Raw genomic sequence first — 25,459 nt, 5'->3', positions numbered from 1 at the left:
CGGCCCTTTTTTTTTGCGCCGGCGCCAGCGGCGATCGTCGTCATTGCGGGCGAAGATGAGACGGCTCGGTCCGATCTATTCGGCCGCGGCCTGGAACGGGCCGAGATCACCGAGCGGCACGGTGGCCAGCACTTCAGCCAGGACCGCGAGATCTGAGGCGACCTGGGCGAAGCGCGGGCCGCGCTCGCGCTTGCGCTCGTCCATGTAGATCGCGCGGTTGAGCTCGATCTGGATCGCGTGCAGGCCGGAGGCCGGATTGCCGTAATGCTCGGTGATGAAGCCGCCCGCATAGGGCTTGTTGCGGCCGACCGAATAGCCGAGCCGTCCGAGCACATCCTCGAACAGGTCCGGCAGCAGCGACGCGCAGCTCGTGCCGTAGCGATCGCCGATCACCATGTCCGGCCGCCGCGGCTCGTCGCGCGACACGCCGACCGACGGCATCGAATGGCAGTCGACCAGCACCACGGTGCCGAACTGCTGATGCACGCGGTTGATCAGCCGCCGCAGCGCGCGGTGGTACGGCTTGTACAGCGTCTCGATCCGGTGCAGCGCCTCGTCGACATTGAGCCGGTCGCGATAGATCTCCTGGCCGTCGCCGACCACGCGCGGAATGGTGCCGAGGCCGCCGGCGACCCGCATCGAGCGGGTGTTGGCAAAGCTCGGCAGCCGGCCGGTGAACATCCGCGGATCGAGCTCGTAAGGCTCGCGGTTGACGTCGACATAGCAGCGCGGGAAATGCACGCGCACGACCGGAAAGCCGCGCGTCAAGAGATCGGCGATCAGCTCGTCCATGAACGAATCTTCGGAGCGTCGCAGCGACGGCAGGTCGATTCGCGAGGCCAGCAGGAACTCGTCGGGATAGACCGAGCCGGAGTGCGGCGAATTGAAGATGATGGGCGCGCGCCATTCGGCAGGCTCCATGATCTCGAACGGCGGCAATTCGCCATCAAAATCGGTCATCTCTGGGCGTCGTCCCCTCAGGTCACGTGCGTTGGTGTCACGTCTGTTGATGCGCCGGTATCTTCCGGCCGTCGTGCGTTGGACAACGCAGGCGCTTGCCTTCGCCAACTCGCATCTTCGATAATCCGAGCCGTTCTGCCAAGCGAAAAGCAATGAAAAAGATCATCCCCGGCTTGGAACAACTCTGAGCTGGCGCGCAGCTTTTGGGCGAAACGCGTGGCGTCGGCCCTCAAATTGCCTTGCCGATGTCGGATCAAAAGCTGCAATCTTTCACCCGAAATTTACCGCCCGTCAGGCTTAGTGGCGGCAACGCTCGCCTCTCACCGGTCCAGACTCCCAAGCCATGCACAAGATCCTGCTCGCAGAAGACGACAACGACATGCGCCGCTTCCTGGTCAAGGCATTGGAAAATGCCGGGTTCCAGGTTTCGCCCCACGACAACGGCATGTCGGCCTATCAGCGGCTGCGCGAGGAGCCGTTCGAGATGCTGCTCACCGACATCGTGATGCCGGAGATGGACGGCATCGAGCTGGCGCGCCGCGCCTCCGAGCTCGATCCGGACATCAAGATCATGTTCATCACCGGCTTCGCCGCGGTCGCGCTGAACTCCGATTCGGAGGCGCCCAAGAACGCCAAGGTGCTGTCCAAGCCGGTGCACCTCCGCGAGCTCGTCAGCGAAGTCAACAAGATGCTGGCGGCCTGAGCCGCCGGGACCGCGGCTCGCGAATTCGCGGATTATTCCCAATTTCGGCATTTTGCGTCCTTGCCTGCCTGCGCGGGAGCCGATATAGGGACGCCCACCCGAACGGACTTTATGGATTAGGGCACGTAGCTCAGCGGGAGAGCACTACCTTGACATGGTAGGGGTCACAGGTTCGATCCCTGTCGTGCCCACCATCGGCCGAAACGGCCGGTGGCCCAGCCTGGTCCATTTTCTCGATCATTGAAGATCTTCCATCGTGAATGGGCAGTGTTCGGCGCGGCGCGCCGGGACGCTCGCAAGGCAACGGCCAGGAGAAGCGCTAGAGCAGCCTCTTGTGCCGCCGCGTCGCTGACCGGGTCGGATTTGGCTCCAACCGGCCATCCATACCGATCGCCTCGGTCTCTCTCACCGTCTCCGTCATTGCGAGGAGCACTTGCGACGAAGCAATCCAGAGTCGCACGCGTGACTCTGGATTGCTTCGCTTCGCTCGCAATGACGGCGGCTGGCGTGTGATGACTGCGATGGCACATGGCTTCGCTGCCTCGCGGCGCGTTCTCGCGTCCGAGTCTTGCTGATCGATGTCCCTCTTCCCTCGGAAGAGGCACGGGGAATGCCGGGCGCTGGCCGCACCCATGGCCCGCCTGCAACAAAAAAGCAGGCGGCAGTCACCACAGGTTCAGCCGAGAACACCCGGCATTCCCCGCGCGATGGTTTTGACGGCTGCTTCGCGATCTCCCCGGTGCGCCGGGCTTTCTGGCCACCGTTGTCAGCGCGGCGCGTGAGCGCCGACGCAGACGTGACACCAGCATCGGGGTGTCAGGACCACGCGACTTGACCGTGCGCATCAATGCCGTTCGTCCGCGCAGATGATCCACGCGCAGCACCAACACGCCCACCGCATCCCGCCTCGACGTTCGTGACGACCGCGAAGCGTCCCTCGTGTGAGACGGGACGACTCGGATAAAAGCATGTTTTCTGGAAAAAAGAAAGAAGAATCTTTGGGCGGACGGCTGGACGTAGCTGGATCGGGGCGGGTCCATCCGTTTGTGCAAGGGTGGCAAGCTGATCAGTGGTCGGATCACTTGAAGTTCCCAAGCGCCGCATTTGCATTGTGTTGAGGGTGTCCCGCTATCGTCCGCCGCCACCGAGGACCGCGAGGACGCCATGGCCGGGAATGCCAGACCCCAATCGAACTGGGCCCAGATCATCTCGGCCGCCGTGTCGGTGGTCGGCTTCGCCTTGCTGGCGTTGCAGATCAATCAGCTGCGCACCAATGCGCGCGAGGCTGCGGCGCGCCAAGTGTACATGTCCTACAGCGAGGCGCAGCTGCGCCACCCCGAACTGACCGAGCCCGACCTCGCGGCGCTGCGCGCGGACAGCGTCAAATACGTCCTGTACAAGAATTTCGTGGCGCATCTGCTCTTCGCCTATGACGAGATCCTGACGGTCTACGATCACGAGGAATGGCGCAGGAGTTTTGCCCAGGAGGTCAAATATCACATGAACTATGTCTGCTTCGGCATGACGCCGGACGACGATGCGACCTATTTCCCCAAGATGCGCGCGCTCCTGAAGGAGCTGCGCCGCAAATGCCCCGCCTCTCCCGACGCGCGGAAGCCAGCCGGAAATTGAGCGGGGGGGCGGGACGTCCAGTGCGGACAGAACTCTGCATGCCCAGTCAGTTCGCGAAGTGCACCGCCGCTCCTCCGGATGCCGTCTCTGATCGCGGGCGGCAGAACACGTCGATCAACGCCCTTCCTGCACCTGTCGACGGAGCTGGGAAGGTCCGCTTTTAGCTGTCGACCGGAAGTAAGTCGTCCGGCGCTCGCATGACCGCTTTTGACCCGAAGCAGACGTCACGGTCAATCCGTGACCGGGGCGTAAACCGTGACAACAATTTCGAATCGGAGGGCGGCCAGTTGCTCCACTGCTTTGGCCGAGATCGCAAAACATGCGGCGTGGGGTTCGCTCGCGGCCTGTACACCGATGTTAGCCCTACGAAACTCAAGGCGATCCCAGATGCTCTTAGCTTGCGGCTCAAGTGTGCAAATCAGGTCGAGTAGACCTGTCACGGTCTCCTCAAGGGAACCGCTTTCTTCAGCCAGTTCGACGGAAGCAAATCGGCCTACATGGTTGAGTACAACCACTGCAGATTTGATCGAGTTCAGAAGCGTCTCGAGATCGTCGGTTTCTCCGGCAATGTCGAGGTCGACATTGAGGAACTCAGTCTCTGCGTTTTCGCCGGTCATTTTCTTACAGAGAGCCTCGCCCGTTCAGTTCCGCTCCTTTGTACATGAGTAGTGTTCAGATGTCGCCTGTTGGCCCATCTCGGACTTCTCGCCCGGCGCCCGCAATGTCCGCTATCCGGGTGCAACCGGACGTCGACGGCCATCTAACGGCAAGGTGGCTTCTGACCAAAGCGGGGTTTGACTCCCGGCAGATTTAACCTGATCGGCCATCCACGTATCCTGGTCGTGCCATTCGAAGAAGCTCTCCGCCCGGACTGATGCGCCAGGGAATGCCGCCTTTCACCCGGTCTGAAATCATCAACGAGCTTTCTCTCGGCGGTGAGCCAATAGACTACTCCGGCGGCAGTACCAGCCGCGACGAGTTGCCAAGTCCCGACCTGGAAAGACGGAGGACGTTCCATGACCCATGCCCAATGCGCCTGTGGCAGCCTGAGGCTCTTGCTGCGAGCACCATCAAAAATGGTCGTCGCATGCCACTGCTTGGCATGTCAGCGGCGCACCGGCGCACCGTTCGGCGTCAACGCGTTCTATGCCATCGAGACCGTCGAGATCTCCGGACCGTCCACGGAGTTCGTTCATGTCGGCGAAAGCGGTCGAAACGTCCGAATGTTCTTCTGTCCGACCTGCGGTTCGACAGTCTACTGGAAGCCTGACGCGCTGCCCTCGATGATCGGGGTGGCTGTCGGCGCCTTGGCCGATCCTGACTTCCCCGCACCCGCCATATCGGTCTTCGAACGATCGAAACATCATTGGGTGAATGTCGAGGGACAGGTCGCGCACTTTCCGGCAAGCGCGATGCGGGACGCTCCCTTGGGCTGACGTACGCCGCTCGACGCGTGCGACGCGGCGTTGCCTTCGAGCCGACAGACGCGGAGACGGCGAGAGTTATCCCCGCGAGCAGCTGCAAGCTCGGCAGGGCCCTGTTGGGCTGCGTCGACATGCAACCCGCGCTATTCCTGGTCCGTCGCCGATCCCTCTGGGGCTGCCATCGCTGAGGGGCAAGGCGATGGCTCGAATTGCTGGGCAATGCCTTTCCAGATGACCGACCACACGTCACCCGCGCGGTTTTCTTGTCATGAATTCTGAGCAAAGATGGAAGCGGATCTATCAGCTCATGGAGGACACGCCGCATGCGCCCCCACGTCGTTGCTCTGGCCGCATGGTTCGCGCTCAATCCGGCTCTCGCCCTCGGCCAGCAGGCCGATTGCGGTGTGCCCGCGACGTTGGAAGACGGCTGGACCGTGGCGAAGCCGGAGGAGGTGGGCCTGGATAGGGCTCGTCTGTGCGCGATCGCCGGACGGCTCAGGGTCACGAATGCGAACGTCCACGGCGTGGTGATCGTTCGCGGCGGCAAGCTGGTCTTCGAGCAGTATTTTGCCGGCTACGACGAGCCCTGGGGCGGCGATGCCGGGCGCTACGAATTCAGGGCCACGACATTGCACGACATGCGCTCCGTCACGAAGAGCGTCGTCTCGCTGCTGCTGGGGATTGCGCTCGATCGCAAGCTCATCGCCAACATCGACGAGCCCGTCACCAAATTCCTTCCCGAATACGCCGACGTGACGGCCGCCGGCTGGGACAGGATCACGCTGCGGCATCTGTTGACGATGTCCTCGGGAATGCAATGGGACGAAAACCTGCCGTGGAACGACAAGAATGACGAATGGCACCTGGTGAACGACCCGGATCCGCTGCGCTACGTGGTACAGAAGCCGATCGTCTTCGATCCGGGCACATTCTTCACCTACAATGGCGGCGGCACCGGGCTTCTCGCCAAGGTCATCGAAAAGGCATCGGGACAGCGGATCGACGTCTTCGCCGACGAGGCGTTGTTCAAGCCGCTCGGCGTCCATGATTGGCAATTGAAGGACTATCGCAACGGCACTCCGGCAACGGCCTCCGGGCTGCGTCTACGTCCGCGCGATGCCGCCAAGATCGGCCAGCTCGTGCTCGACGGAGGGGAGTGGCAGGGGCGCCGGATCGTGTCCGCCGCGTGGATCGCGGACTCGATCAAGCCGCGGCTGCAGGCGCTCGGACTGTTCGGCGGTCTGTTCTACTATGGCTATCAGTGGTGGATCGGTCGCACGCTCGTCGACCAACGAGAGGTCAAATGGGTTGCCGGTCAGGGCCTGGGCGGGCAGCGCTTGATCATCGTCCCAGGGGACCAGCTGGTCATGATGGTCACCCAAGGTCTCTATGCGAGCGGCCGGCAAGGGCAGGCGACGCTCGACCTGCTGGCCAATGTCGTTCTCCCGGCGGTGCGCGTCGAAGACACCCGGTGATGGGAGGCACTTCTATGGAGCAGCGCTTTGTCTTCGATCAGGTTGCTAACGCATATCAGGCCTCGCGACCCGACTATCCCGCGGCTCTTGTTGACGACGTCGTCGCGTTTGCCGACCTGAAGCGCGGGGATGCTGTCCTCGAGATCGGCTGTGGCACGGGACAGGCAACAAAGAGCTTCGCGGCCCGAGGCCTGCGGATCGTCGCAATCGATCCCGGACCTGAAATGCTTCGCGCTGCACGCGAGACGTTAGCAAACTATGATCATGTCGAATTGATCGAGACTACATTCGAGGCATGGCCACCAAACAATGCAACGTTCCGACTGGTCATGGCGGCACAGTCCTGGCACTGGGTTGCCCAGGAGTTGCGGTTCGCAAAGGCTGCGGAGGCGCTTTCACGCAACGGTTCGCTCGCCGTCTTCGGACATGTTCCGGTAGGACTTCCCGCCTTGTTGACCGAGCAGTTCAGGGAGATATCGTTGCGTCATACGGGCACCTGGGGACCCCCGCCCGAAGCCGGGTACCTGCCGAGTGGCCCTTTCAAGGGCTGGTTTGATGAGTCGGGACTGTTTGGGGCTGTAGAGCACCGGTGCTATGGGTGGACGTGGCGGCACACGAGCTTGAGCTACGTAACTCTCCTAAGTACGCGATCAGATATCAGGATGCTTGCGCAAGAGGCGCGTGAAGGGCTGCTCGGCGAAATGTCTCAGGCGATCGATCGCCACGGAGGAGAACTGGAAGTCGACTACGAAACTCACCTCTACATTGCTCGACGGCTTGATCTTGGAGGGTAGCTCAACATACCGGTCAGTGTGCGAAAGTGATCCTTTCGGTCATCGCCGGCGACGTCGGCTCACGGGGGCAGGCGCACTTAAGCAGCCGCATGGCGGAGCTGCTTCTGACCCATAGCCGACCTCGCTGACTGCCCATAAAGTTTCGACCGTCGCCCATTCCCGAGAAGAGAAGTCGCCGAGATGACATCAGCAAAGCCCGATGCGCGGGCGATCACGATAAGCCGTGCCGCTCCCGACTTCGGCGATTGGGAACGGGTTCGCGCGTTGATCCTCGATGCATTCGCCTACATGGATGGGCGCATCGACCCTCCTTCATCGGCCTTGCAGCTGACAGCGCAGTCGATGCAGGCCGACGCTGCCAAGGGAGCGCTGTTGCTGGCGGATCGTGCCGGCGATCTGGTCGGCTGTGTGTTCGTGCGAGCCAAGGGTGACGCGCTCTATATCGGCAAGCTTGCCGTTCGGCCGGGCCTGCAGGGTGCAGGGATCGGGCGACGGCTGGTGGCAGCGGCATGCGAGGAAGCACGGCGGCTGGGTCTCACCATGCTCGAGCTGCAGACCCGCATCGAGTTGACGGAAAATCACCTGGCCTTCGCCCGCATGGGTTTCGTCAAGACTGCTGAAACGGCGCATGAGGGATTTGAGCGACCGACCAGCATCACCATGCGGGCAGGATGTCGCCGATGAGTGCGAGGCAATAGCTTCTGAACGCCCTCGTCTTGCGGCGGCCGGCACGCGACACGGATGGCGATGACAAGCTGAGTGCGCGCAAGGCCGCACTGCGCCAGATCCGCAACGCGCCGATGCTCTCGAACCCGGAAGACTTGGCGGCTGCGAGATCCTGTCCGTGCTCGTAACCGAATGGACGGCGTCAGGGCAATGCTGGCTCCACTTTGCGACGCGCGAAGTCGATGAACGCCTTGAACGCGGCGGTCGGGTTGCGTCGGCTCGGATAGTAGAGGCTCAGCGGCGACAGAAGGGGCGTCCAATCCTCGAGCACGCGCACGAGGCGGCCTGCCTCGATGTCGTCTCGCACGTCGGACTCCATCGCGAGGGTGAGACCGACGGACGCGAGGGCTGCGGTGCGCGCGAGGCTCGCTTCGTCGAGGGTGATCGGGCCCTCGACGTCGATATGGACCGATTGTCCGTCCTTCTCGAACGGCCAGCGGTAGATCGCGCCATCGGGAAGCCGGACGCGGAGACAGCAATGTTCGGCGAGATCCTGGGGGATCAGGGGCGTCCCGCGCGCTTTCAAATAGCTCGGCGTTCCCACCACGACATTGCGCCGCGGGCCCCCCAATCGGAGCGCGATCATGTCGGCCGGCACGAGGTCCGCGCTGCGGACGCCAAGGTCGAAGCCGCCCGCGACGATGTCCACCAGGCGCCCCTCCGTGACGACGTCGATGTGGACCTGGGGATGAACGCGCAGGAACGGCAGGACGAGGGATGTGAAGATCTCCCGCGCCGCTGTCGGAAAGGCATTGATGCGCAACGTGCCGGAAGGGGTGGCCCGTTGAGAGCGCGCAACCTCCATCGCCTCGTGAATGTCCTGCACGGCCGGAGCGACTTGCGCGACGAACCGCTCGCCGGCCTCCGTCAACGACACACTTCGCGTCGTCCGGTTGAAGAGCCGTACGCCGAGCGTGCGCTCCAGCTTTCCGACCGCGTTGCTGAGCGCGGTCGTCGAAACCCCGAGCTCGAGCGCAGCCGTGCGAAACTTGCCCCGGCGCGCGACCATGAGAACCGCGTCGAGTTCCGTCAGGCTGCTTTGCACATTGTCCCTCTTTTCGTGATGAGGCATCCCGAATTGTCCTGATTATCGCAAGACCTGTCCAGCGCTATGTCGGACGGACTCCACGCGCAGCCGCCCCGGCTGCGAGTGCAGCAAGCAGGACAAGACCAATGACGCTCGAACTTCCATCTCCCATTGCCGCGTATGTGGCCGCGAACGCCCGTCTCGATGTCGAGGGCATGTTGAGCCCCTTCACGCCCGACGCGGTCATTTTTGCTGATGGAGGCCGTCACGAGGGCCACGCCGGAATGCGGGCCCTGTTCGAAGCAGCGGTGATCCCGGTCAGGGCGATCTTCACGCCGGATGCCGTTCGCCAAGAGAATTTCCAAGAGAACGGTCAGGTCGTGGTCGAAGGTCCTGCCCATGGCGACTTCGAGGGCAGCCCGATCCGCTTCACCTACCGCTTCACCCTCGACAACGACGCCATCAAGGCCTTGGAGATCACGGCATGACCATCACGGCTGATCCGACCGAGTTCGCGGGACAGCGCGTGCTCATCAGCGGCGGTACCAAGGGTCTGGGCCGCGCCACCGTCGACCGCTTTCTCGCCGGCGGCGCCCGGGTGATCACCGCCGCTCGCGGAGAGCTGGAGCCCATCGATGGCGTCGAATTTGTCCAGGCGGACCTGACGACGGCTGAAGGCGCGGCAAGCCTGGCCACAGCGGCGGTCGAGCGTCTGGGCGGCGTCGACATCCTGGCCCATGTGCTGGGCGGCTCGGCCACGCCGGGTGGCGGCTTCGTCGCCCTGACGGACGATCATTGGCTGTCCGAACTCAACTTGAACCTCCTGGCCGCGGTCCGCCTCGACCGGCTACTGATTCCGCAGATGATCGAGCGGGGTAGCGGCGCGGTGGTGCACGTCACCTCGATCCAGTCGGTCCTGCCGCTTCCCGACGCGACCACCGCTTACGCCAGCGCCAAGGCCGCGCTCCGGACCTACAGCAAGTCCATCTCCAAGGAGCTGGGTCCCAAGGGCGTGAGGGTCAACGTCGTCTCTCCCGGCTGGATCATGACCGAGGGGGCCGATGTATTCCTCGAGCGCATCCGAGAGGCCAACGGTGGCACTCTCGAGGACGCCCGGCAATTGGTGCTGGCCGGCCTTGGTGGCATTTCCATCGGTCGCGGCGCCGAACCCTGCGAGGTCGCCGACCTCATCGCCTACCTGGCCTCGGATCGCGCCGCCTCGATCCACGGCGCCGAGTTCGTCATCGACGGCGGGACCGTCCCGACCGTGTGATCGACGCGACTCGTTCACGCTTGGCCGAACTGGCCGAGCGTGGACGGTCATGCCAGGGCAAGGCGGCTTCCGACCAGGCGGACTTTGACTTCCGGTAATTTTAACCGTCATCGGCTATCGACGTACCCTGGCCATGGGGCTCAATGAAACGTTCGCGCGCTCGTTCTAGCGCGTCAAAAATCTTTGTTGGGGAGACGGTCGATGGCTCAACTCAGTTCCAGGCCGCGCATTGGCGAGGGGCGCATCGGCAGTTCGCTCTGCGCCGCGATCGGCGTGCTCAGCGTCGCCGCGGTGCTCTGCCTGCGCTACCCCGCCTTTCTCACGACGCCCGAGCTGCGCGTTCATTACGACGTCGAGCTGCTCCGCCTGACGCTGGCAGTCGCGATGGTCGCCGGGGCCTGGCTCGGTGTCGTCGGGATCGTGCTCGGCGGCCCGCGGGTGAGCGCGGCGATCGGGCTCAGCGGGCTGTTCCTCGCCACCCTGCTCGGCGGGCCCTATGTGCCGACGCCGGATTTTCAGCAGCCGCGCGTCTATCTCGGCCTCGACTGGCTGGTGCTCGATCTCTTCTTCACCGGTGCGGCCTTCGTGCTGCTCGAATGGGTGTTTCCGCGGGTGCGTCCGGAGCAGGGGCCGCTCAGCCCGGGCTGGAAGCTCGATCTCGCTTACTTCGGCGTCAACCATTTGCTGATCGGCGTCTTCCTGGTGGTCTCGACCCATTTCGCCCATGACGCCTTCGCCTGGGCGATCAGCCCGTCCTTGCAAGCGCATGTCGTGGCGCTGCCGGCGATCGTCCGCTTCGTGCTGGTGATCCTGGCGGCCGATGCCGTCGAATACATCACCCACCGCGCCTATCACGAGGTGCCGTGGCTGTGGCGCATCCATGCCGTGCATCATTCGCCCGAGCATATGGACTGGCTGTCGGGATCGCGCCTGCATTTCCTCGAGCCATTGGCGACGCGCGCCCTGGTGCTGGTGCCGATCGTCCTGCTCGGCTTCCCGCAGGACACGATCTTCGCCTACCTGATCTTCATCTCCGTGCAGTCGGTGCTGATCCATTCCAACATCAAGATGGATGTCGGCTGGCTGCGCTACGTCATCGTCACGCCGCAATTCCACCACTGGCACCACGCCTCCGACGCCGAGGCCCTCGACAAGAACTACGCGGCGCACACGCCGCTGTTCGACATGCTCGGCGGAACGTGGCATCTGCCCAGGGATCGCTGGCCGGTCAACTACGGCACGGTGAAGCCGATTCCCGGCGGCATGTTCGGGCAGTTCATGCACCCCTTCGTCGGGCCGGTGAAGGAATTCCTCGAACACCGGGATCCATGAAGCGACGTGGATCGCTGGTCCTACTCTGGCAACGTCCCAGACGCAGACGGGCGAACCATATGAAGTTCAGAGGCGGGAATGGCACCGATGGTTCAGACGGCGCTCTGGATGTGCCTTGTCATCCTGACTGCGACGCTTCGTTCAGCGGAGGCGTGCGCCCAGGAGCCGGCGGTCGATCGCGAGAGATATTACGAGGCCGTGAATCACTGCCGCCATGCGGGACAGGCTCCGATGAGCCTCAGCCCGGACAAGCGCGTGCTCTGCTTCGACGGCGTGCTTGCCGAGAATATGGATGTCTCGTCGGCGAAGGATCTCCATGATGGGGGATTGTTCGTCGTGCGAAGCTTCGGAGGACATACAATTCCCGCGGTCACGCTGTCCGACATCGTCCGCGATCGTCGTGCCACGGTCGTGGTCTACGACCACTGCCTGTCGGCGTGCGCGCAATTCCTTCTCGTGGCGTCGGACAAGACCTACATCCTCAAGGACACGCTCGTCGCCTGGCACTATCCGCAGGGCCTCGAGCTATGCACGTATCTTGAAGCACCGCGGGACGGTGAGCCGAAGAAAGTGCAGCGTGGTCCGTGTCGGCAGGGCGGCGAACACGGCTTTACATATGAGCGGACGTTCACGGAGTTTTTCAAGGACCGCGCCGTCAAGCCGCCGCTCTCGCTTCCCACCGACAGTCTCTATGTGCGACGGATCGTCCGAAATCTCTACGCGGAAACCGGCGTCTTTCGCGACGTCATGTGGACGCTTCATCCACGATACTATCCAACCTTGTTCAAGACGAAGATCACCTACGAGGCCTATCCGGAAAGCCAGGACGAGGTCGACGACATGGTGAAGCGGCTCGGGCTCAGCGCCGGCCGCTCCGTGAAGGTCATCTACGATCCATGACATCCGGTCCGGATCGAGGTCGATCGCGAGCTGCTGTCAAAAACCGGTCGAGAGCGAAACCTTGCGCCACCGCGCGATGATGGCGGCATCGGAGGCGTGCTTCGCCTCGATCGCCGCGACGGTGTCGGCCCCGAGCGGCAGCCGCACCGGCGGGTCGGGCTCGTCGGCGAAGTCGACGAGCACCCGCGCGAGCTTGTCGGGATCGCCGGGCTGGGCGCCGTTGATTTTGCCCGCGTTCGCGCGGACCCGTCCGACCGTCGCGCTGTAGTCGGGGATCTCGAGACGGCTGACCCTCAGCGACGAGGCATCCATGAAGTCGGTGCGGAAATAGCCTGGCTCGATCGCCGTGACATGGATGCCGAGTGGCGCCAGCTCGACGCGCAGCGCCTCCGTCAGCGCCTCGACCGCGAACTTGGTCGCGCCATAGACACCGAAGCCGGCCGAGCCGCGATAGCCGCCGATCGAGGAGATGTTGAGGATGCGGCCCGAGCGCGCCTTGCGCATGTGAGGAAGCACCGCGCGGGTGACGGCGAGCAGGCCGAACACGTTGGTGCGGAAGACGGCCTCGATCTCGTCTGCGCTAGCTTCCTCCACCGCGCCCATCAGGCCGAAGCCGGCATTGTTGAGGAGCACGTCGATCTTGCCGAAGCGGTCGACCGCCGCCTGCGCCGCCGCGACCGCCTCGCTCTCTTTGGTGACGTCGAGCGCGAGCGGCAGGAGGTTGGGGTGCGCCCCGATGCGCTTCGTGATCGCATTCGGATCGCGCGCCGTCGCCACGACGGCGTCGCCTCTCGCCAACGCCTGCTGCGCGACCAGCGCGCCGAAGCCGCGCGAGGCACCTGTGATGAACCAGACTCTCATCGGATAACTCCTTGATGCATGTGAGGCTTGGAGAGCGCGCCGGCTCACGCCGCCGAGATGTCGATGGCGATCTTGCCGGCGCTGCCCGTCTTGAGCGCGTCATAGGCTGCGCCGACCTCTTCGAGTGCGAACCGGCGCGGGTCGAGCAGCGGCGTGAGCTTGCCGGCTTCCACCAGCTGAGCGGCCTGTTCGAGGATCTCGCCGTGATGCCGCCGTCCCTTGCCGTCGAGCAGCGGCAGGAGCGTGAACACGCCGGAATAGGTGCCGCCCTTGAACGACAGCGGCGCCAGCGGATGCGTGCCCCAGCCCAGCGACGAGGTGACGTGGCCGAACCGCGCGACCGCGGCGAAGGCTGTGTCGAGTGCGCCGACCGTGTCGTAGACAACGTCGAAGCCGCGGCCCGCCGTGATGCGACTGACGGCGTCGGCGATCGGCTCGTTGCGGTCGATGAAGACAGCGCCGAGGCGCTCGATCACGGGCTGGCTCTCGGGATTTCCCGTTGCGAAGACCGTCGCGCCGAAGGCGAGGCCGAGCTGGACGACGATGTGGCCGACGCCGCCGGCGCCGCCGAGTACGAGCAGGGTCTGGCCGTGCCGGATGCCGACGCGGTCGACCAAGCCTTCCCAGGCCGTGATCGTCACCAGCGGCAGCACGGCCGCCTCGCGCATGCTGAGGTTCGCCGGCTTGGCCGCGAGCAGATCCGCGTCGGCGCTGACATATTCGGCGAGCGTGCCGGGGTGGCCGCCGACACCCCCGACCAAGCCGTAGACCTCGTCGCCCGGGCGAAACCGGGTGACGCCTTCGCCGATGGCTTCGACCGTTCCGGCCATGTCCAGGCCGAGGATCGATGGCGCCGGGTGCCTCGCATGCGCGGCCTGGCCGGCGTGGATCTTGGTGTCGAGCGGGTTGGTGCCCGCCGCGGCGATGCGGACGAGGACTTCGCCGCGGCCCGGCGCGGGGCGGCTGATCGCGGTGACGCGGAGCGGCGCGCCGGTTTGGTGGAGAATGGCAGCCTTCATCGAGATGGTCATGGCGACCTCCTGCTGTGATGAAGGCATCATCGGCGCTCGCACTCTGAATGGACATCATCGAATTCGTATGTAATTCATTCAGTTCTGAATGGGGCGGTGTCCGTCGCGTCCCTGTCCGAAAGGTCTTGCATGGAGTGGAGCGACCTGCGGATCTTCCTCGCCATCGCGCGCGAGGGCACGCTCGGCGCGGCCGCGCGCCGGCTCGGCCTGTCGCAGCCGACCATGGGACGCCGCCTCGCGGCGCTCGAAGCGGCCGTGAGCCAGACGCTGTTTCAGCGCACGGCCGAAGGCTTCGTGCTGACTCACGAAGGCACGGCGGTTCTGGCGCATGCCGAGCGAATGGAGGAGGAGGCGCTCGCGTTCGAGCGGCGCCTGGCGGGCGCGCAGGCGCAGCTCGACGGTTTCCTCAGGGTCTCATCGTCGGACTGGTTCGGCCGCCTGATGCTGACGCCGGTGCTGGTCGAATTCGGCCGGCTGCACCCGCGCGTCTGTGTCGAACTTCTGACCGACGCGCGGCTGTACAGTCTTCCCCGCCGCGAGGCCGATCTCGTGTTTCGCATCCGCGCGTTCGACGAGCCGGAGGTGATCTCGCGGCGGCTGCTGCACATTCCCTACGCCGTGTACGGTCCCATGGATGGCCCGCGGCGCGTGAAGGGCGATGGCCAGGGGATCAGGGTCGTCACCATGGACACGGCATTCGCCGACATGCCCGACGCGCGCTGGCTCGCCAAGCGACTGCCGAAGGCCGAGGTCGCGATGCGCAGCAACAACCGCGACGTTCAGGCCATGCTCTGTGCGCAAGGAGCGGGCCTCGCCGTGCTGCCCCGGCCGCTCGGCGATGCGACGCCGGGCCTTCGGCCCGTCGACGTCGGCGAGCAGCCGCCGGGACGGGACACCTATGTCGGCTATCACCGCGACCTGCGCCGGCTGGCGCGGCTGCGTGCGCTGCTCGACCTCGTGATCTCGCAGCTGGCGTCGGCGTGAGGCGCCATAGAAACCGCGACAGGCCCGATCAGGATGACCGCGCGGAGCCCTGGCCTTGCGGCCGAGGTCGAGGAGCATGTGGAGTTCATTGAGATAGCGATCGCCCACATTGAATGCTTTCGGCTGCACGCCGAAGACGGCGCTCTCATAGAGCAGCCGCGCGGGCTCGTTGCCACCGACGACCGTCAGCTGGACGAGTTCGATGCGTGAACGCGCTACATCCAGCAAGGCGCGGCGCTTGGGTGACGAATGACAATGTCGGACCTCATCAGGAACGTGCTCTGTGATCTCTAGGGCGCCACTGGCCGTCTGGTGAGCTCTGCCACCGGCGCGCTGGTCGGGGCTATGGCTTGCGTTCGCCGCGCATCTCCTGGCCGTTCTGATGGAGAACGAGGTGGGTGATCTGCCCGGATGAAGCGGTGAAGAACTCCAACTGGGCATCGACCGGCTTGACGAAGAAGCGGCTTGGCGCCTCCGCGAACAGCTCGATCTTGCCCTGGCCCGTCGCCTGCGACATCAGCTTGCCGCCTTCCAGCGTGATGGTGACCGCGAAGGTCGGCGTCAGCTGATAGACGCCGGCATAGGTCGCAAGCAGGGCGGGATCGACCGCGATGCTGCTGCGGACGATCGGATGCAGATCCGGCCAGCCATAGACATGGGCGATGCTGCGCAGGATCTCGCCGGCCAGCAACTGGCCGCCTTGCGCATTGGTCATGACGATCGCGCCCTCGCCGCGCTGCTGATAGCCGACGAGAATGGCTTCGAAGCCGGCATCGATGCCGCTATGCGAGAAGAACGGGTCGTCAGGGGAGCCGCCGATCGGCAGACCGAGCGCGTGCCGGCCGAGGCCGGGGGTGAGCATCTCGCGGGTCATTCCGGCCGACAGCACATGGTTGGCATCGCCGCGCAGCGAGCGCTGGACCTCGATCACATAGCGCGCGAGTTCGGTCGGTGTGCTCCAAAGCCCAGCCGCTGCCATTTCCGGATAGGTGTGAAAACCGCCCGGGATCGGCGTGCCGTTGGCCCGGTAGGGCGTGGCGGCGCCGGAGCGCAGCGCCACCGGCAAGGGCTGCTCATAGGTGCTGCTGCGCATGCCGATTGGTCCCAGCACGGTGTCCTGCATGAGTTGGGGGAAGGACTGCCGAGAGATATCCTCGAGCAGCAGTTGCGCGATGGTGTAGCCGCCGCCGGAATATTTCCAACGGCTTCCCGGGGGCGCCTCGATGCGGACAGGCGCGGTGTTGGCGGGCGGCTCTCCATTCAGGATCTGCACCAGCGACGGCAGCGCCGCTCCGGCGGCGTAGCCGGGAAATCCATGCACCGTGAGCCCGGCCGTGTGGCTGAGCAATTGGCGCAGGGTGACGGCTCCGGGGGATGCCGTGTTTGCCGGGAGCTTCCAGGAGGTCAGAGCGTGGTTGACGTCGGCATCGAGCGCCAACCGGCCTTGCTCGACGAGACGAAGCGCCGCCATCGCGGCGACAGGCTTACTGATGCTGCCGGCCTGGAACAGCGTCTCAGCGGTGACCGCGCGGCCGCCGACCTCGGCAACGCCAAACCCCTGCGCCCATTCGATGGCGCCGTCGTGGATGACGGCGATGCTGACGCCCGGCACATGGCTGGCGGCCATGCGATCCTTCAGCCGCTGGCAGATGTGGGGATCGTCCTTCTCCACGACCTTTGTCATGAGACAGGCGCAGACGGCATCAATCTTTTGCTGGATGTCGGGCGCGGGCATGGTCTGGGCCGCCGTCGGTGTTGTCTGAGGCAACAGCGCAGCGAGGCACGCCGCCGCGGCGAAAATGCGAAATCGCTCCGCACTCATAGGTCGTCCCTTGCAGCCGGACTTCCAAACAAGTTAGCTCGATCCAGCAGGGAAGAGAAGCGAGCATCGGCGTACTCATGTCCGGACGATGATCTCTCCTGGATCGAGAGACGAACAGAGGCGAGAATATCTTGAAAGCCGTGTTGTCATTGCGCACAGCCAAATGGCTGCTTTGGGCAGACTTGATGGCGCTCTGGATTTGCGTCTTCATTTTGGCTTCGATGCTTCGTTCATCAGAGGCGTGAGGCCGATCGGGAAAGCCAGGACGAGGTCGACGCATGCTGAAACGGATGGGACTTGGTTCGGAGCGCTCCGTCAAGGTCATCTACGATCCCATGACATCCGACGCCGGGACGAATGGGGTGAGGTCGGTCGGTCCTCGATGGAGACGGTGGTGATGGCGCTTTCCCGTACGAGATCCCTGTCCTGGCGGATGATCGTGATGATCGCCGCGGCCGCGCTGGCCGGGAGTCCTGGAGCGGCATCGGCTGCGTCAGCCGAAGGCCTCCAGGTGAAGGTGGCTCTCGTGCTCCCGATCTCCGCCAGCGGCGAATTGGGGAAGTCGGCACGTGCGATCAGGCAAGGTTTCGAGATGGCGGTCGCCGAGTGGCAGGAGCTCGGGATCGCCGTCCTGGTCGAGGATGATGGCGGCGATCCGGATCGTTCCGAGCGCGCGCTGCGGCGCGTCCTCGACCTCGGAGCAAGACTGATCGTTGGCCCGCAGCTCCCGGGCGCCGTCGGCAAGGTCTCCGAGACGGCCGTGGGCGCGGGCGTGCCGGTGATCTGCCTCACGGCCGAGCCCATCGTCGCGGCGCCGAATCTGTTCCGCCTGGATGTCGATCGGGATCATATGGCCGACGCAATGATTGCGTTCAGCCGCTCGCGCGGACTCGAATCCTTCGGCGCCTTGTTGCCGGATGCGAAGGCCGGACGGCGGGTCGAAGACGCGCTGCGCAAGTCCGTCGCCGATCGCGGAAGCAGCCTCATCGTCGAGCGTTACCCGGCTGGCGGTGAACCGCCGCGGGACGCCCTGCGGAAGCTTGCGGATGCGTCGGTGGGCGCGGTGTTTCTTTACGACGACCTGGGGAATGTCGGGCGGATTGCGCGCATGGTCAAAGCGGACGGCGGCGATCTGGCCAAGGCTCAATTCGTCGGAACGGTGAACTGGGCCAGCTACACCAATCTCAGCGAACCGGCGCTGGATGGCGGCTGGTTCGTATCGCCCGAGCTTCGCGGACTCGGCGCATTCGAGAACCGATACACCGAGCGGTTCGGTGAAGCGCCGACCGCCATGTCCTATCTCGCCTATGATGCGGGGTCACTTGCCGTCGCGCTGTTCAGGGAGCACGGCCCGCGAGGAATTGACGTGACGACCATATCCCAGCCGTCCGGCTTCTTCGGCGTGATGGGCCTGTTTCGTTTCCGCCGCGATGGAAGCACCGAGCGCGGGTTCGGCGTGTTTCGCGTCGACACGGCGCACGGGCCTCAGGTGCTGTCCCCGCCTCCGACGAAGTTCGAGAGCGAATGATGCGAGATCATTGCGCGGCCGGACAGGCCGCTCGATGCGTGTGCTCGGCTCGCCACCAGGCGGCTGGGATCAAGCGGCTGGGATCAGGCGGCTGGGATCGCTTGGGCCGGGTTGATGCGATCAGGACGGCGCATCCTGAGGCACCCATACGCCGTGCCGGCCCACGTCATCCGTCGAACAAGGCGCATGTCGCCGGCCCACGCAAAGCGCGGGCCGGCGACGATGTGTTTATCGAACCGCGTCAGCGGGTGGACTTCAACCGCTTGATTTCGGCGACCTTGAACTTGTTGCCGACCTGCAGGCTGCTGCAGTGCCACCAAATCTTGTTGCGGTCCCAGCCCAGGAAGGCCTTGGTCTGCTGGCAATCCGAGTAGTGGGCGTAGGTGAGCGTGTCCGAGCACTTGCCGTCGAACGGCACCGATTCCTGACCCGACAGGCTGCAGCCGATCCAGGGCTGGTTGCCGGACTTGAAGCTGGTCTCGCAGCCACCGTTACAGCTGCTGGCCGCGCGTTCCAGCTTGGAGATCCTGTCCAGGACTTCGTTGCTCGTCGTCGAGGGCGTCTGGCCCGACGCCGCCGCGCGGGCGGTTGATCGGTGGGTCGAGGCCGCCCGGTGCGATGTCGCCGTGCCTGCCGCCTCGGTCGGTCGAGATGGCTTGGCCGCCGTCTTCGGGGCGTCGACGGTGACGCCAGGCAGCGTCGGGGCGGGGCCCGCTACGGGCTGAGCCACGGCCGTGCCACATAGCAAAATCGCTGCAAACAGCGCGACGGCTGACGGAGTAACACTCGACGACAGTTTCATGACCACGTCCTTTCCCGGGACGGCCAGGCCGCCCCAAATGCGTCCAACTAACCACACTGAGTTACCTATCAGAAAGCTAAGAACCTGGCTACTGATGAGTGAAAAGAATCTTGTGTCGGTTTTGCGAAGGACGCTCGCCGGCGCCTATTGCACGCGCGGCGAATGAGGAGGATCGCCCCCCCCGTGGGCTATATCGCGGCTGCCTCCAGCCATCTGCTAGATGGCCAGCTTGGACCTGCAGCTGCCGCGTTTGATCCGCCGACTTTGAGCTGCCGACTTGTAGCTGATGAGTTCGGCTCCGCGCGGGCGCGGCGCACACCCTGCAGGCGATAACGGTCAGAACAGCGCGGGGCTCAGATCGAGCCCGTAGGTCAGCGTCAATATCCAGACAAAAACGACCGCTGCACCGAACAACGTCAAATGTCTCAGCAGCGTGTTGTGCGTCCCCTGGGATTGCTCGGAAAATGCCTTCGAAATCACTCTGGCCAGAGTCGTCATTTGCGACCTCCACCTCGGCCTTGCTTTGAATACGTCGGTTCACGCCTGGAAAAGTTCAGCATCGCACGGTGTTGATGAAGGCCCGGTTGCCGTCATGGCCCGAAGCCGGCCGCGAGACCTGGGCAAGTTCCTATGGAGCCGGGCGGGGCAATGCTGTTAAGGACAGGCGCGTTCACGCACCTCACGAGGATGAAAAGACGATGACAACAAAGCGCGTGGTGTTCACCGGAGGAACTGGCAAGGCGGGACGGCATGTGCTGCCGCATCTTCAGGCCAAGGGCTATGAGCTGCTCAACGTCGATCTCAAGCCGTTCGATCATCCCGGCATCAACACGCTGGTCGCCGATCTCACCGACAGCGGCCAGGCCTTCAATGCGCTGACCAGCCATTACGGCTTCGGCGGATTCAATGCCGGCCGGCCGCCGTCTCCGCCGGATGCCGTGGTGCATTTCGCGGCGATTCCGCGCGTGCTGATCGAGCCCGACAATGAGACGTTCCGCGTCAACACGATCTCGACCTACAACGTGATCGAGGCCGCGGCCAAGCTCGGCGTCCGCAAGATCATCATCGCCTCCAGCGAGACGACTTACGGCGTGTGCTTTGCCGAGGGCGACAAGGACTTCCACAGCTTTCCGCTCGAGGAGGACTACGACATCGACCCGATGGATTCTTACGGGCTGTCGAAGGTCGTCAACGAGAAGACCGCGCGTGCGTTCGCGATGCGCTACGGCATCGACATTTATTGTTTGCGGATCGGCAACGTCATCGAGCCGCATGAATACGACATGTTCCCGCGCTTCCTCGCCGACCCGCCGTCGCGCAAGCGCAACGCGTGGTCGTACATCGATGCCCGCGACCTCGGCGAGATCGTGCATCTGGCGATCGCCAAGGACGGACTCGGCTTCCAGGTGTTCAACGCGGTGAACGATACGGTCACGGCCAACATCCCGACGCGCGAGCTGCTGCAGCGCTATTGCCCCGGCGTGCCGGTGACGCGCGAGCTCGGCGAGCGCGAAGCGCCGCTGTCGAACCGCAAGACGCGGGAGGTGCTCGGGTTCAAGGAAGAGCACGACTGGCGGAAGTATGTGAAGGCGGGGTAGGTCACTCAATCGCGAGATATGCTCGACTCTCTCCACAACGTCATGGCCGGGCTTGTCCCGGCCATCCACGTCGGGCCTCGCGGAAGGACGTGGATGCCCGGGACAAGCCCGGGCATGACGAGTAACCCAATTGCCTCACGTGCACGCCGCGCGTTACGCCATCCGCCGCCGGATCGCCAGCATCGCGAGCGACAGCACGATCGTGCCGACGATGAACACCGCCGCGGCCGAGACGATCGCCGGGCTGATGTTCTCGCGGATGGTGGCGAACATCTGCCGGGCCAGGGTGCGCTGGTTGGGACCGGCGACGAACAGGGTCAGCACGACCTCGTCGAGCGAGGTGGCGAACGCGAACAGCGCGCCGGAGATGATGCCGGGGAGCGCAATGGGAAGCGTCACCGAGAACAGCACCGTCCGCGGCGCGGCGCCAAGGCTGGCGGCGGCCTGCTCCAGCCTGACGTCGACGCCCTGCAAAGCCGAGGAGACGTTGACGAGCACGAACGGCACGGCGACCACGGTGTGGGCGATGATGACGCCGAGATAGGTGTTGGTGAGACCGTAGCGCGCGAACATCAGTTGCATGCCGACGCCGAGCACCACCGCTGGCACGACCATCGGCAGCAGGAACACCGTCCGCAAGGTGGAAAACAGCAGCGAGGCGCGCTTGCCACGCAGGCCGAGCGCGGCGAGGGTGCCGAGCAGGGTGGCGAGCACCGTCGTGCCGGCGCCGATCAGCAGGCTGTTGACGATCGAGAGCCGCCAGGAGTCGGCGGTGACGAGCTCCTTGAACCAGCGCGTCGAGTAGCCGGGGATGGGATAGTTCAGGAACACACTGTCGGTCAGCGACAGCGGCAGCACCGCGACCAGCGGGCCGAGCAGGAAGATCACGACGAGGGCGGCGAAGGCCGCTTTCAGGATCGGCAGCGGCCTCATGCGCGCTGCTCCTCGACCGTCAGGCGCATATAGATGGCATAGAGCAGGATCGTCATCGCGAGAAGAACCAGGCCCAGCGCGCCGGCCATACCCCAGTTCGCGGCGCCGGTGGCGTAATAGGCGATCACCGACGAGATCATCTGGTCGTTGGCACCGCCGATCAGCGCTGGCGTGATGTAGTAGCCGAGCGCGGCCATGAACACGAGCACGGCGCCGGAGACGACGCCGCGCATCGACAGCGGCAGCAGCACGTGAAAGAAGGCGCGCAGCGGATGCGCGCCGAGCGAGGCCGCCGCCGGCATCAGGTTGCGCGGGATCGCGATCAGCACGCTGAAGATCGGCAGCACCATGAACGGCAACAGCACATGAGTCATCGCGATGACGACGCCGAGCCGGTTGAACATCAGCGGCACCGGCGCCGAGGTGAGGCCGAGCCCCTTCAAGGTCGCATTGATCAGGCCGTTGTCCTGCAGCACGACGTACCAGGCCGCGGTACGCACCAGAAGCGAGGTCCACAGCGGCAGCAGCACGGCGCCGAGCAGCACCTGCCGGCGCCATCCTTCGACCGTGGCTGCGACCATCGCATATGGCAGGCCGATCAGGATGCAGGCAAGCGTCACCAGCGCCGAAGTAATGAAGGTCCGGATCATGATCAGCCGGTTGGCCGAGGCGCCCTCGGGCATTGCCGCGATGTTGCCGGATGCATTGCGTTCGAGATCGACGGCCGCGAGCAGGTTCTTGTCGGTCCAGGGCGAGGCGACGGCCTCGGCGATCGTCGTCCAGTAGGAGCTCTCGCTCCAGCGCGAGTCGATGCTCGCGAGATCGGCTGCATCGCTGCCGTCGAGCGCGCGGCGGGTCTTGCCGAGCAGGCTGCGGAAGCCGGACTGCGCGCTGTTGAGGCGGCGGACGAGATCGCCGAACTGCTCGTCATTCTTTATCGCGCGGATGTCGTCAGCGAACGCGGCTTGCGCAGATGCAGGCGGCGCGCCGGTGCGGTCCCAGCCGGTCAGCGCCCGCGCCGTGCGGGGCAGCGCCTCGGTGGCCACGGGGTCCGACACCGCCGACTTCATCATCGTCACCAAGGGCACGACGAAGAACGACAGCATGAACGCCAGCAGCGGCGCGAGCAGCAGGGCCGCCTTCAGGCGGTGGCCGAGGTCTGGTCGCATGATCCCACCACCCAGACATCCGACGCCGCAAAGGACAGCGCAACGTCGCGGCCCACCTCCGCCGCCTCGCTCATGCGGTCGCCCTTGATGATCAGCCGCTGCTCGCCGACAACAGCCACGAGGCGCATGTGATCGCCGAAATACACGGCGTCGAGGATGCGCGCGGTGACGCGGTTCGCCGTCGCCGCGGCGTGATCGTTGATCCGGATCGCCTCGGGCCGGATCGAAACCCGCACCTTGCCGCCGTCGATGCGTGCGGCGGCGGCATGCGCCGACAGCGTGAGCCCGCCGTCCGTCGTCAGCCGGACCGTTTCGCCGGCCTGCTCCTCCACCTTGCACGACAGCAGATTGGTCTCGCCGATGAACTCGGCGACGAACGGCGTGCGCGGGAGCTCGTAGATCTCGCGGGGCGGGCCGATCTGCTCGATCCTGCCGTGGTTGAACACGGCGATGCGGTCGGACATCGTCAGCGCCTCGTCCTGGTCGTGGGTGACGAACACGATGGTGAGGCCGAGCCGGCGGTGCAGGTCGCGGATGTCGAGCTGCATCTGCTCGCGCAGCTTCTTGTCGAGCGCACCGAGCGGCTCGTCCATCAGCACCACCTGCGGCTCGAACACCAGCGCGCGCGCCAGCGCCACGCGCTGCTGCTGACCGCCGGAGAGCTGCGCCGGCTTGCGCTCGGCCATTGCCGACAGCTTGACCATGTCGAGCACGCGCGCGACGCGCGTCGCGATCTCGGCCTTCGGCGCGTTGCGCATCTTCAAGGGAAAGGCGATGTTGTCGCGCACGCTCATATGCGGAAACAGCGCGTAGTTCTGGAACACCACGCCCATGTTGCGCTTGTGCGGCGGCAGTCCGTCGACCCTGACGCCATCGACCGCGATCGTGCCGCTGGTCGCCTGCTCGAAGCCGGCGAGCATCATCAAGAGCGTGGTCTTGCCGGAGCCGGAGGGGCCGAGCAGGGCGATGAACTCGCCTCTGGCGATGTCGAGATCGAGATGGTCGACGACGGTCAGCGGGCCGAAGCGCTTGACCACCTGCCGGAACGAGATGAAGGGGCTGTCCATGAACGCTGGCTTTCGGCGCCGATCACGCCGGTACGCTTGCACGTGAGGCGGACGCACGATGCGAGGATCGCGCGTCCAAGGTATTCGGCGCAGTTAGCGCGCCAGCCAGGCTGGCGAAGTTAGCGCGCCAGCCAGGCGTTGAAGCGCTTCGACAGCTCTTCCGAATTGTCGGTCCAGAAGCCGACGTCGAGCGCGATCGCCTGCTTGAGATTGTCTGGCGTGGTCGGCAGCTCCGCGGCGTACTTCTCCGGCACCAGCTTGGCGGCGGCGATGTTCGGCAGGCCGTAGGCGATGTATTCCGGCAGCTTGGCCTGGTTCTCCGCCTGGCTCGCGAACGCGATGAAGTTCATCGCGGCGTCCTTGTTCGGCGAGCCTTTCAGCACCACCCAGCTGTCGACGGCATAGATGCTGCCCGGGAAGACGAAGCCGAAATGCTTGCCCTCGGTGCGGTTGATGGCGGTGATGCGGCCGTTATAGACCGAGGTCATCGCGACCTGGCCCGATGACAGCAGTTGCAGCGGCTGCGCGCCGGCCTCCCACCAGACGATGTCGGGCTTCAGCGCATCGAGCTTCTTGAAGGCTCGCTCGACGCCCTCCTTGGTCTTCAGCACCTTGTAGACGTCGGCCGCCGATACGCCATCGGCCATCAGCGCGAATTCGAGCGTGTACTTGGCGCCCTTGCGCAGGCCGCGCTTGCCCGGAAACTTCTTGGTGTCCCAGAAATCCGCCCAGGTTTTCGGCCCATCCTTGATCTTGTCGCCGTCGAACGCCATGCCCGTGGACCAGACGATGGCGCCGACCCCGCAATCGCTGACGCCGGCCGGGATGAAGCCGTCCTTGCCGCCGAGCTTGCTCCAGTCGATCTTCTCATAGATGCCGTCGCTGCAGCCGAGCTCCAACTCCTCGGCTTCGACCTGCACCGCATCCCAGTTCGGCACGCCGGCCTTCACCTTGGCCTGTAGCACGCCATAGCCACCGTCCCAGCTCTCGTCGAGCACGGTGGCGCCGAGCTTGGCGGCGAACGGCTGGAAATAGATCTTGCGCTGCGCGTCCTGATAGTTGCCGCCCCACGACACCACGGTGAGATCGCGCGCCTGCGCCGAGGCGATCACGCCGAGCAACGCGGCTGCAGCCACCAGCGCCGTCTTCGACACGGTTGCAACTGCGCCTCTGGCCCTCCGATCCGTCGTGTTCGACACCATTGCCGTCGTGGAGGTGGTCCGCAGAAAAAGCATGCTCGATGATCCCAGGCGCTTGAAAGGTTCAAAAAAGCTATCGGCTCGACCAAGCCGTGGCAAGCGCGAGTTTTGATCGTCACATGATGCTATTTTGGCGTTCATGCACTGCATCAGCGGCGTTGCGGCGACGCGCGGGCGTGCCGACCTCTCGTGACAGGCCGCCGCGCGGCGGCCCGTCCG

The 25,459-nt window shown here is 64.8% G+C and carries 27 protein-coding genes and 1 tRNA gene; 15 read left to right on the top strand and 13 right to left on the bottom strand.

Annotated features, from left to right (window positions below):
• Positions 1 to 75: 75 nt before the first annotated feature.
• Complete coding sequence (locus ACQR1L_RS30200; protein ID WP_434861559.1) at positions 76 to 960, bottom strand: N-formylglutamate amidohydrolase; 885 nt, start codon at positions 958 to 960, stop codon at positions 76 to 78.
• 343 nt (positions 961 to 1,303) lie between these two features.
• Here ACQR1L_RS30200 and cpdR point away from each other — a divergent pair, with 343 nt between their 5' ends.
• The 3 genes from cpdR to ACQR1L_RS30185 all read left to right on the top strand — a co-directional run bounded on the left by cpdR (position 1,304) and on the right by ACQR1L_RS30185 (position 3,295).
• Entirely contained in the window at positions 1,304 to 1,663 is a 360-nt protein-coding gene (gene cpdR, locus ACQR1L_RS30195; RefSeq protein WP_006610087.1) for a cell cycle two-component system response regulator CpdR, read from the top strand.
• A 119-nt stretch (positions 1,664 to 1,782) separates the two neighbouring features.
• Positions 1,783 to 1,857: transfer RNA gene (locus tag ACQR1L_RS30190), tRNA-Val, on the top strand.
• A 970-nt stretch (positions 1,858 to 2,827) separates the two neighbouring features.
• A complete protein-coding gene (locus ACQR1L_RS30185) occupies positions 2,828 to 3,295 on the top strand; it encodes a hypothetical protein (RefSeq protein ID WP_434861558.1) in 468 nt (155 codons plus the stop codon).
• Between the two features lie 230 nt (positions 3,296 to 3,525).
• Here the strand turns inward: ACQR1L_RS30185 and ACQR1L_RS30180 are convergent, their stop codons facing one another.
• Complete coding sequence (locus ACQR1L_RS30180; RefSeq protein WP_434861557.1) at positions 3,526 to 3,912, bottom strand: hypothetical protein; 387 nt, start codon at positions 3,910 to 3,912, stop codon at positions 3,526 to 3,528.
• Positions 3,913 to 4,311: 399 nt separating this feature from the next.
• Between ACQR1L_RS30180 and ACQR1L_RS30175 the strand changes: the two genes are divergently transcribed.
• The 4 genes from ACQR1L_RS30175 to ACQR1L_RS30160 all read left to right on the top strand — a co-directional run bounded on the left by ACQR1L_RS30175 (position 4,312) and on the right by ACQR1L_RS30160 (position 7,672).
• Positions 4,312 to 4,731: a GFA family protein gene (locus ACQR1L_RS30175; protein ID WP_434861556.1), complete on the top strand. Its 420-nt coding sequence runs from the start codon at positions 4,312 to 4,314 to the stop codon at positions 4,729 to 4,731.
• Between the two features lie 422 nt (positions 4,732 to 5,153).
• A complete protein-coding gene (locus ACQR1L_RS30170; protein ID WP_434861555.1) occupies positions 5,154 to 6,194 on the top strand; it encodes a serine hydrolase domain-containing protein in 1,041 nt (346 codons plus the stop codon).
• A gap of 14 nt (positions 6,195 to 6,208) precedes the next feature.
• On the top strand, positions 6,209 to 6,988 hold the full coding sequence (locus ACQR1L_RS30165) for a class I SAM-dependent methyltransferase (RefSeq protein WP_434861554.1): 780 nt from the start codon (positions 6,209 to 6,211) through the stop codon (positions 6,986 to 6,988).
• A gap of 180 nt (positions 6,989 to 7,168) precedes the next feature.
• Positions 7,169 to 7,672: a GNAT family N-acetyltransferase gene (locus ACQR1L_RS30160; protein ID WP_434861553.1), complete on the top strand. Its 504-nt coding sequence runs from the start codon at positions 7,169 to 7,171 to the stop codon at positions 7,670 to 7,672.
• A gap of 184 nt (positions 7,673 to 7,856) precedes the next feature.
• On the opposite strand, the gene ACQR1L_RS30155 is transcribed toward ACQR1L_RS30160, so the two are convergent.
• Positions 7,857 to 8,723, bottom strand: coding sequence for a LysR family transcriptional regulator (locus ACQR1L_RS30155; protein WP_434861615.1), 867 nt, complete (start codon positions 8,721 to 8,723; stop codon positions 7,857 to 7,859).
• 164 nt (positions 8,724 to 8,887) lie between these two features.
• On the opposite strand from ACQR1L_RS30155, the gene ACQR1L_RS30150 reads away from it, so the two are divergent.
• The 4 genes from ACQR1L_RS30150 to ACQR1L_RS30135 all read left to right on the top strand — a co-directional run bounded on the left by ACQR1L_RS30150 (position 8,888) and on the right by ACQR1L_RS30135 (position 12,246).
• The gene (locus tag ACQR1L_RS30150) at positions 8,888 to 9,229 is read left to right on the top strand and encodes a nuclear transport factor 2 family protein (protein ID WP_434861552.1); all 342 of its coding nucleotides are present in this window, start codon (positions 8,888 to 8,890) and stop codon (positions 9,227 to 9,229) included.
• A complete protein-coding gene (locus tag ACQR1L_RS30145) occupies positions 9,226 to 10,014 on the top strand; it encodes an SDR family oxidoreductase (RefSeq protein ID WP_434861551.1) in 789 nt (262 codons plus the stop codon). The genes ACQR1L_RS30150 and ACQR1L_RS30145 overlap by 4 nt, the downstream gene beginning before the upstream one ends.
• A gap of 201 nt (positions 10,015 to 10,215) precedes the next feature.
• Positions 10,216 to 11,346: a sterol desaturase family protein gene (locus tag ACQR1L_RS30140; protein WP_434861550.1), complete on the top strand. Its 1,131-nt coding sequence runs from the start codon at positions 10,216 to 10,218 to the stop codon at positions 11,344 to 11,346.
• A 231-nt stretch (positions 11,347 to 11,577) separates the two neighbouring features.
• Entirely contained in the window at positions 11,578 to 12,246 is a 669-nt protein-coding gene (locus ACQR1L_RS30135) for a hypothetical protein (RefSeq protein WP_434861549.1), read from the top strand.
• Between the two features lie 36 nt (positions 12,247 to 12,282).
• On the opposite strand, the gene ACQR1L_RS30130 is transcribed toward ACQR1L_RS30135, so the two are convergent.
• Together ACQR1L_RS30130 and ACQR1L_RS30125 are read right to left on the bottom strand one after the other, a co-directional pair.
• Positions 12,283 to 13,107, bottom strand: a complete 825-nt coding sequence (locus tag ACQR1L_RS30130) for an SDR family NAD(P)-dependent oxidoreductase (protein ID WP_434861548.1) — start codon at positions 13,105 to 13,107, stop codon at positions 12,283 to 12,285.
• Between the two features lie 44 nt (positions 13,108 to 13,151).
• Positions 13,152 to 14,138, bottom strand: a complete 987-nt coding sequence (locus ACQR1L_RS30125) for a zinc-dependent alcohol dehydrogenase family protein (protein WP_434861547.1) — start codon at positions 14,136 to 14,138, stop codon at positions 13,152 to 13,154.
• Positions 14,139 to 14,267: 129 nt separating this feature from the next.
• Between ACQR1L_RS30125 and ACQR1L_RS30120 the strand changes: the two genes are divergently transcribed.
• Both ACQR1L_RS30120 and ACQR1L_RS30115 read left to right on the top strand, forming a co-directional pair.
• A complete protein-coding gene (locus tag ACQR1L_RS30120; protein WP_434861546.1) occupies positions 14,268 to 15,122 on the top strand; it encodes a LysR family transcriptional regulator in 855 nt (284 codons plus the stop codon).
• A gap of 33 nt (positions 15,123 to 15,155) precedes the next feature.
• Positions 15,156 to 15,332: a hypothetical protein gene (locus ACQR1L_RS30115; RefSeq protein ID WP_434861545.1), complete on the top strand. Its 177-nt coding sequence runs from the start codon at positions 15,156 to 15,158 to the stop codon at positions 15,330 to 15,332.
• A gap of 133 nt (positions 15,333 to 15,465) precedes the next feature.
• On the opposite strand, the gene ACQR1L_RS30110 is transcribed toward ACQR1L_RS30115, so the two are convergent.
• Complete coding sequence (locus tag ACQR1L_RS30110; RefSeq protein ID WP_434861544.1) at positions 15,466 to 16,806, bottom strand: serine hydrolase; 1,341 nt, start codon at positions 16,804 to 16,806, stop codon at positions 15,466 to 15,468.
• A gap of 19 nt (positions 16,807 to 16,825) precedes the next feature.
• A complete protein-coding gene (locus ACQR1L_RS30105) occupies positions 16,826 to 17,269 on the bottom strand; it encodes a hypothetical protein (RefSeq protein WP_434861543.1) in 444 nt (147 codons plus the stop codon).
• 57 nt (positions 17,270 to 17,326) lie between these two features.
• Between ACQR1L_RS30105 and ACQR1L_RS30100 the strand changes: the two genes are divergently transcribed.
• Positions 17,327 to 18,472 carry a penicillin-binding protein activator gene (locus ACQR1L_RS30100; RefSeq protein WP_434861542.1) on the top strand — a complete coding sequence of 382 codons (1,146 nt, stop codon included), beginning with the start codon at positions 17,327 to 17,329 and terminating at the stop codon, positions 18,470 to 18,472.
• Between the two features lie 241 nt (positions 18,473 to 18,713).
• On the opposite strand, the gene ACQR1L_RS30095 is transcribed toward ACQR1L_RS30100, so the two are convergent.
• Both ACQR1L_RS30095 and ACQR1L_RS30090 read right to left on the bottom strand, forming a co-directional pair.
• A complete protein-coding gene (locus tag ACQR1L_RS30095; protein WP_434861541.1) occupies positions 18,714 to 19,274 on the bottom strand; it encodes a hypothetical protein in 561 nt (186 codons plus the stop codon).
• Positions 19,275 to 19,610: 336 nt separating this feature from the next.
• The gene (locus ACQR1L_RS30090; RefSeq protein WP_434861540.1) at positions 19,611 to 19,772 is read right to left on the bottom strand and encodes a hypothetical protein; all 162 of its coding nucleotides are present in this window, start codon (positions 19,770 to 19,772) and stop codon (positions 19,611 to 19,613) included.
• A 200-nt stretch (positions 19,773 to 19,972) separates the two neighbouring features.
• Here ACQR1L_RS30090 and ACQR1L_RS30085 point away from each other — a divergent pair, with 200 nt between their 5' ends.
• A complete protein-coding gene (locus tag ACQR1L_RS30085; RefSeq protein ID WP_434861539.1) occupies positions 19,973 to 20,872 on the top strand; it encodes an NAD-dependent epimerase/dehydratase family protein in 900 nt (299 codons plus the stop codon).
• 153 nt (positions 20,873 to 21,025) lie between these two features.
• Here the strand turns inward: ACQR1L_RS30085 and ACQR1L_RS30080 are convergent, their stop codons facing one another.
• From ACQR1L_RS30080 to ACQR1L_RS30065, 4 genes are all read right to left on the bottom strand, one after another.
• Positions 21,026 to 21,805 (bottom strand): ABC transporter permease, encoded by a 780-nt coding sequence (locus ACQR1L_RS30080; RefSeq protein WP_434861538.1) that lies wholly within the window; start codon positions 21,803 to 21,805, stop codon positions 21,026 to 21,028.
• Positions 21,802 to 22,911, bottom strand: coding sequence for an ABC transporter permease (locus ACQR1L_RS30075; RefSeq protein WP_434861614.1), 1,110 nt, complete (start codon positions 22,909 to 22,911; stop codon positions 21,802 to 21,804). Before ACQR1L_RS30075 ends, ACQR1L_RS30080 begins: the two co-directional genes overlap by 4 nt.
• Before the next feature lie 35 nt (positions 22,912 to 22,946).
• Positions 22,947 to 24,041 (bottom strand): ABC transporter ATP-binding protein, encoded by a 1,095-nt coding sequence (locus tag ACQR1L_RS30070; RefSeq protein ID WP_434861537.1) that lies wholly within the window; start codon positions 24,039 to 24,041, stop codon positions 22,947 to 22,949.
• Positions 24,042 to 24,160: 119 nt separating this feature from the next.
• On the bottom strand, positions 24,161 to 25,276 hold the full coding sequence (locus tag ACQR1L_RS30065; RefSeq protein WP_434861536.1) for an ABC transporter substrate-binding protein: 1,116 nt from the start codon (positions 25,274 to 25,276) through the stop codon (positions 24,161 to 24,163).
• Positions 25,277 to 25,459: the final 183 nt, after the last annotated feature.

Origin of the sequence: Bradyrhizobium sp. HKCCYLR20261 (assembly GCF_051168435.1) — a bacterium.
Taxonomy (GTDB): domain Bacteria; phylum Pseudomonadota; class Alphaproteobacteria; order Rhizobiales; family Xanthobacteraceae; genus Bradyrhizobium.
Note: the sequence above shows the minus strand (reverse complement) of the source record. Positions and strands in the feature narration are given on the sequence as shown.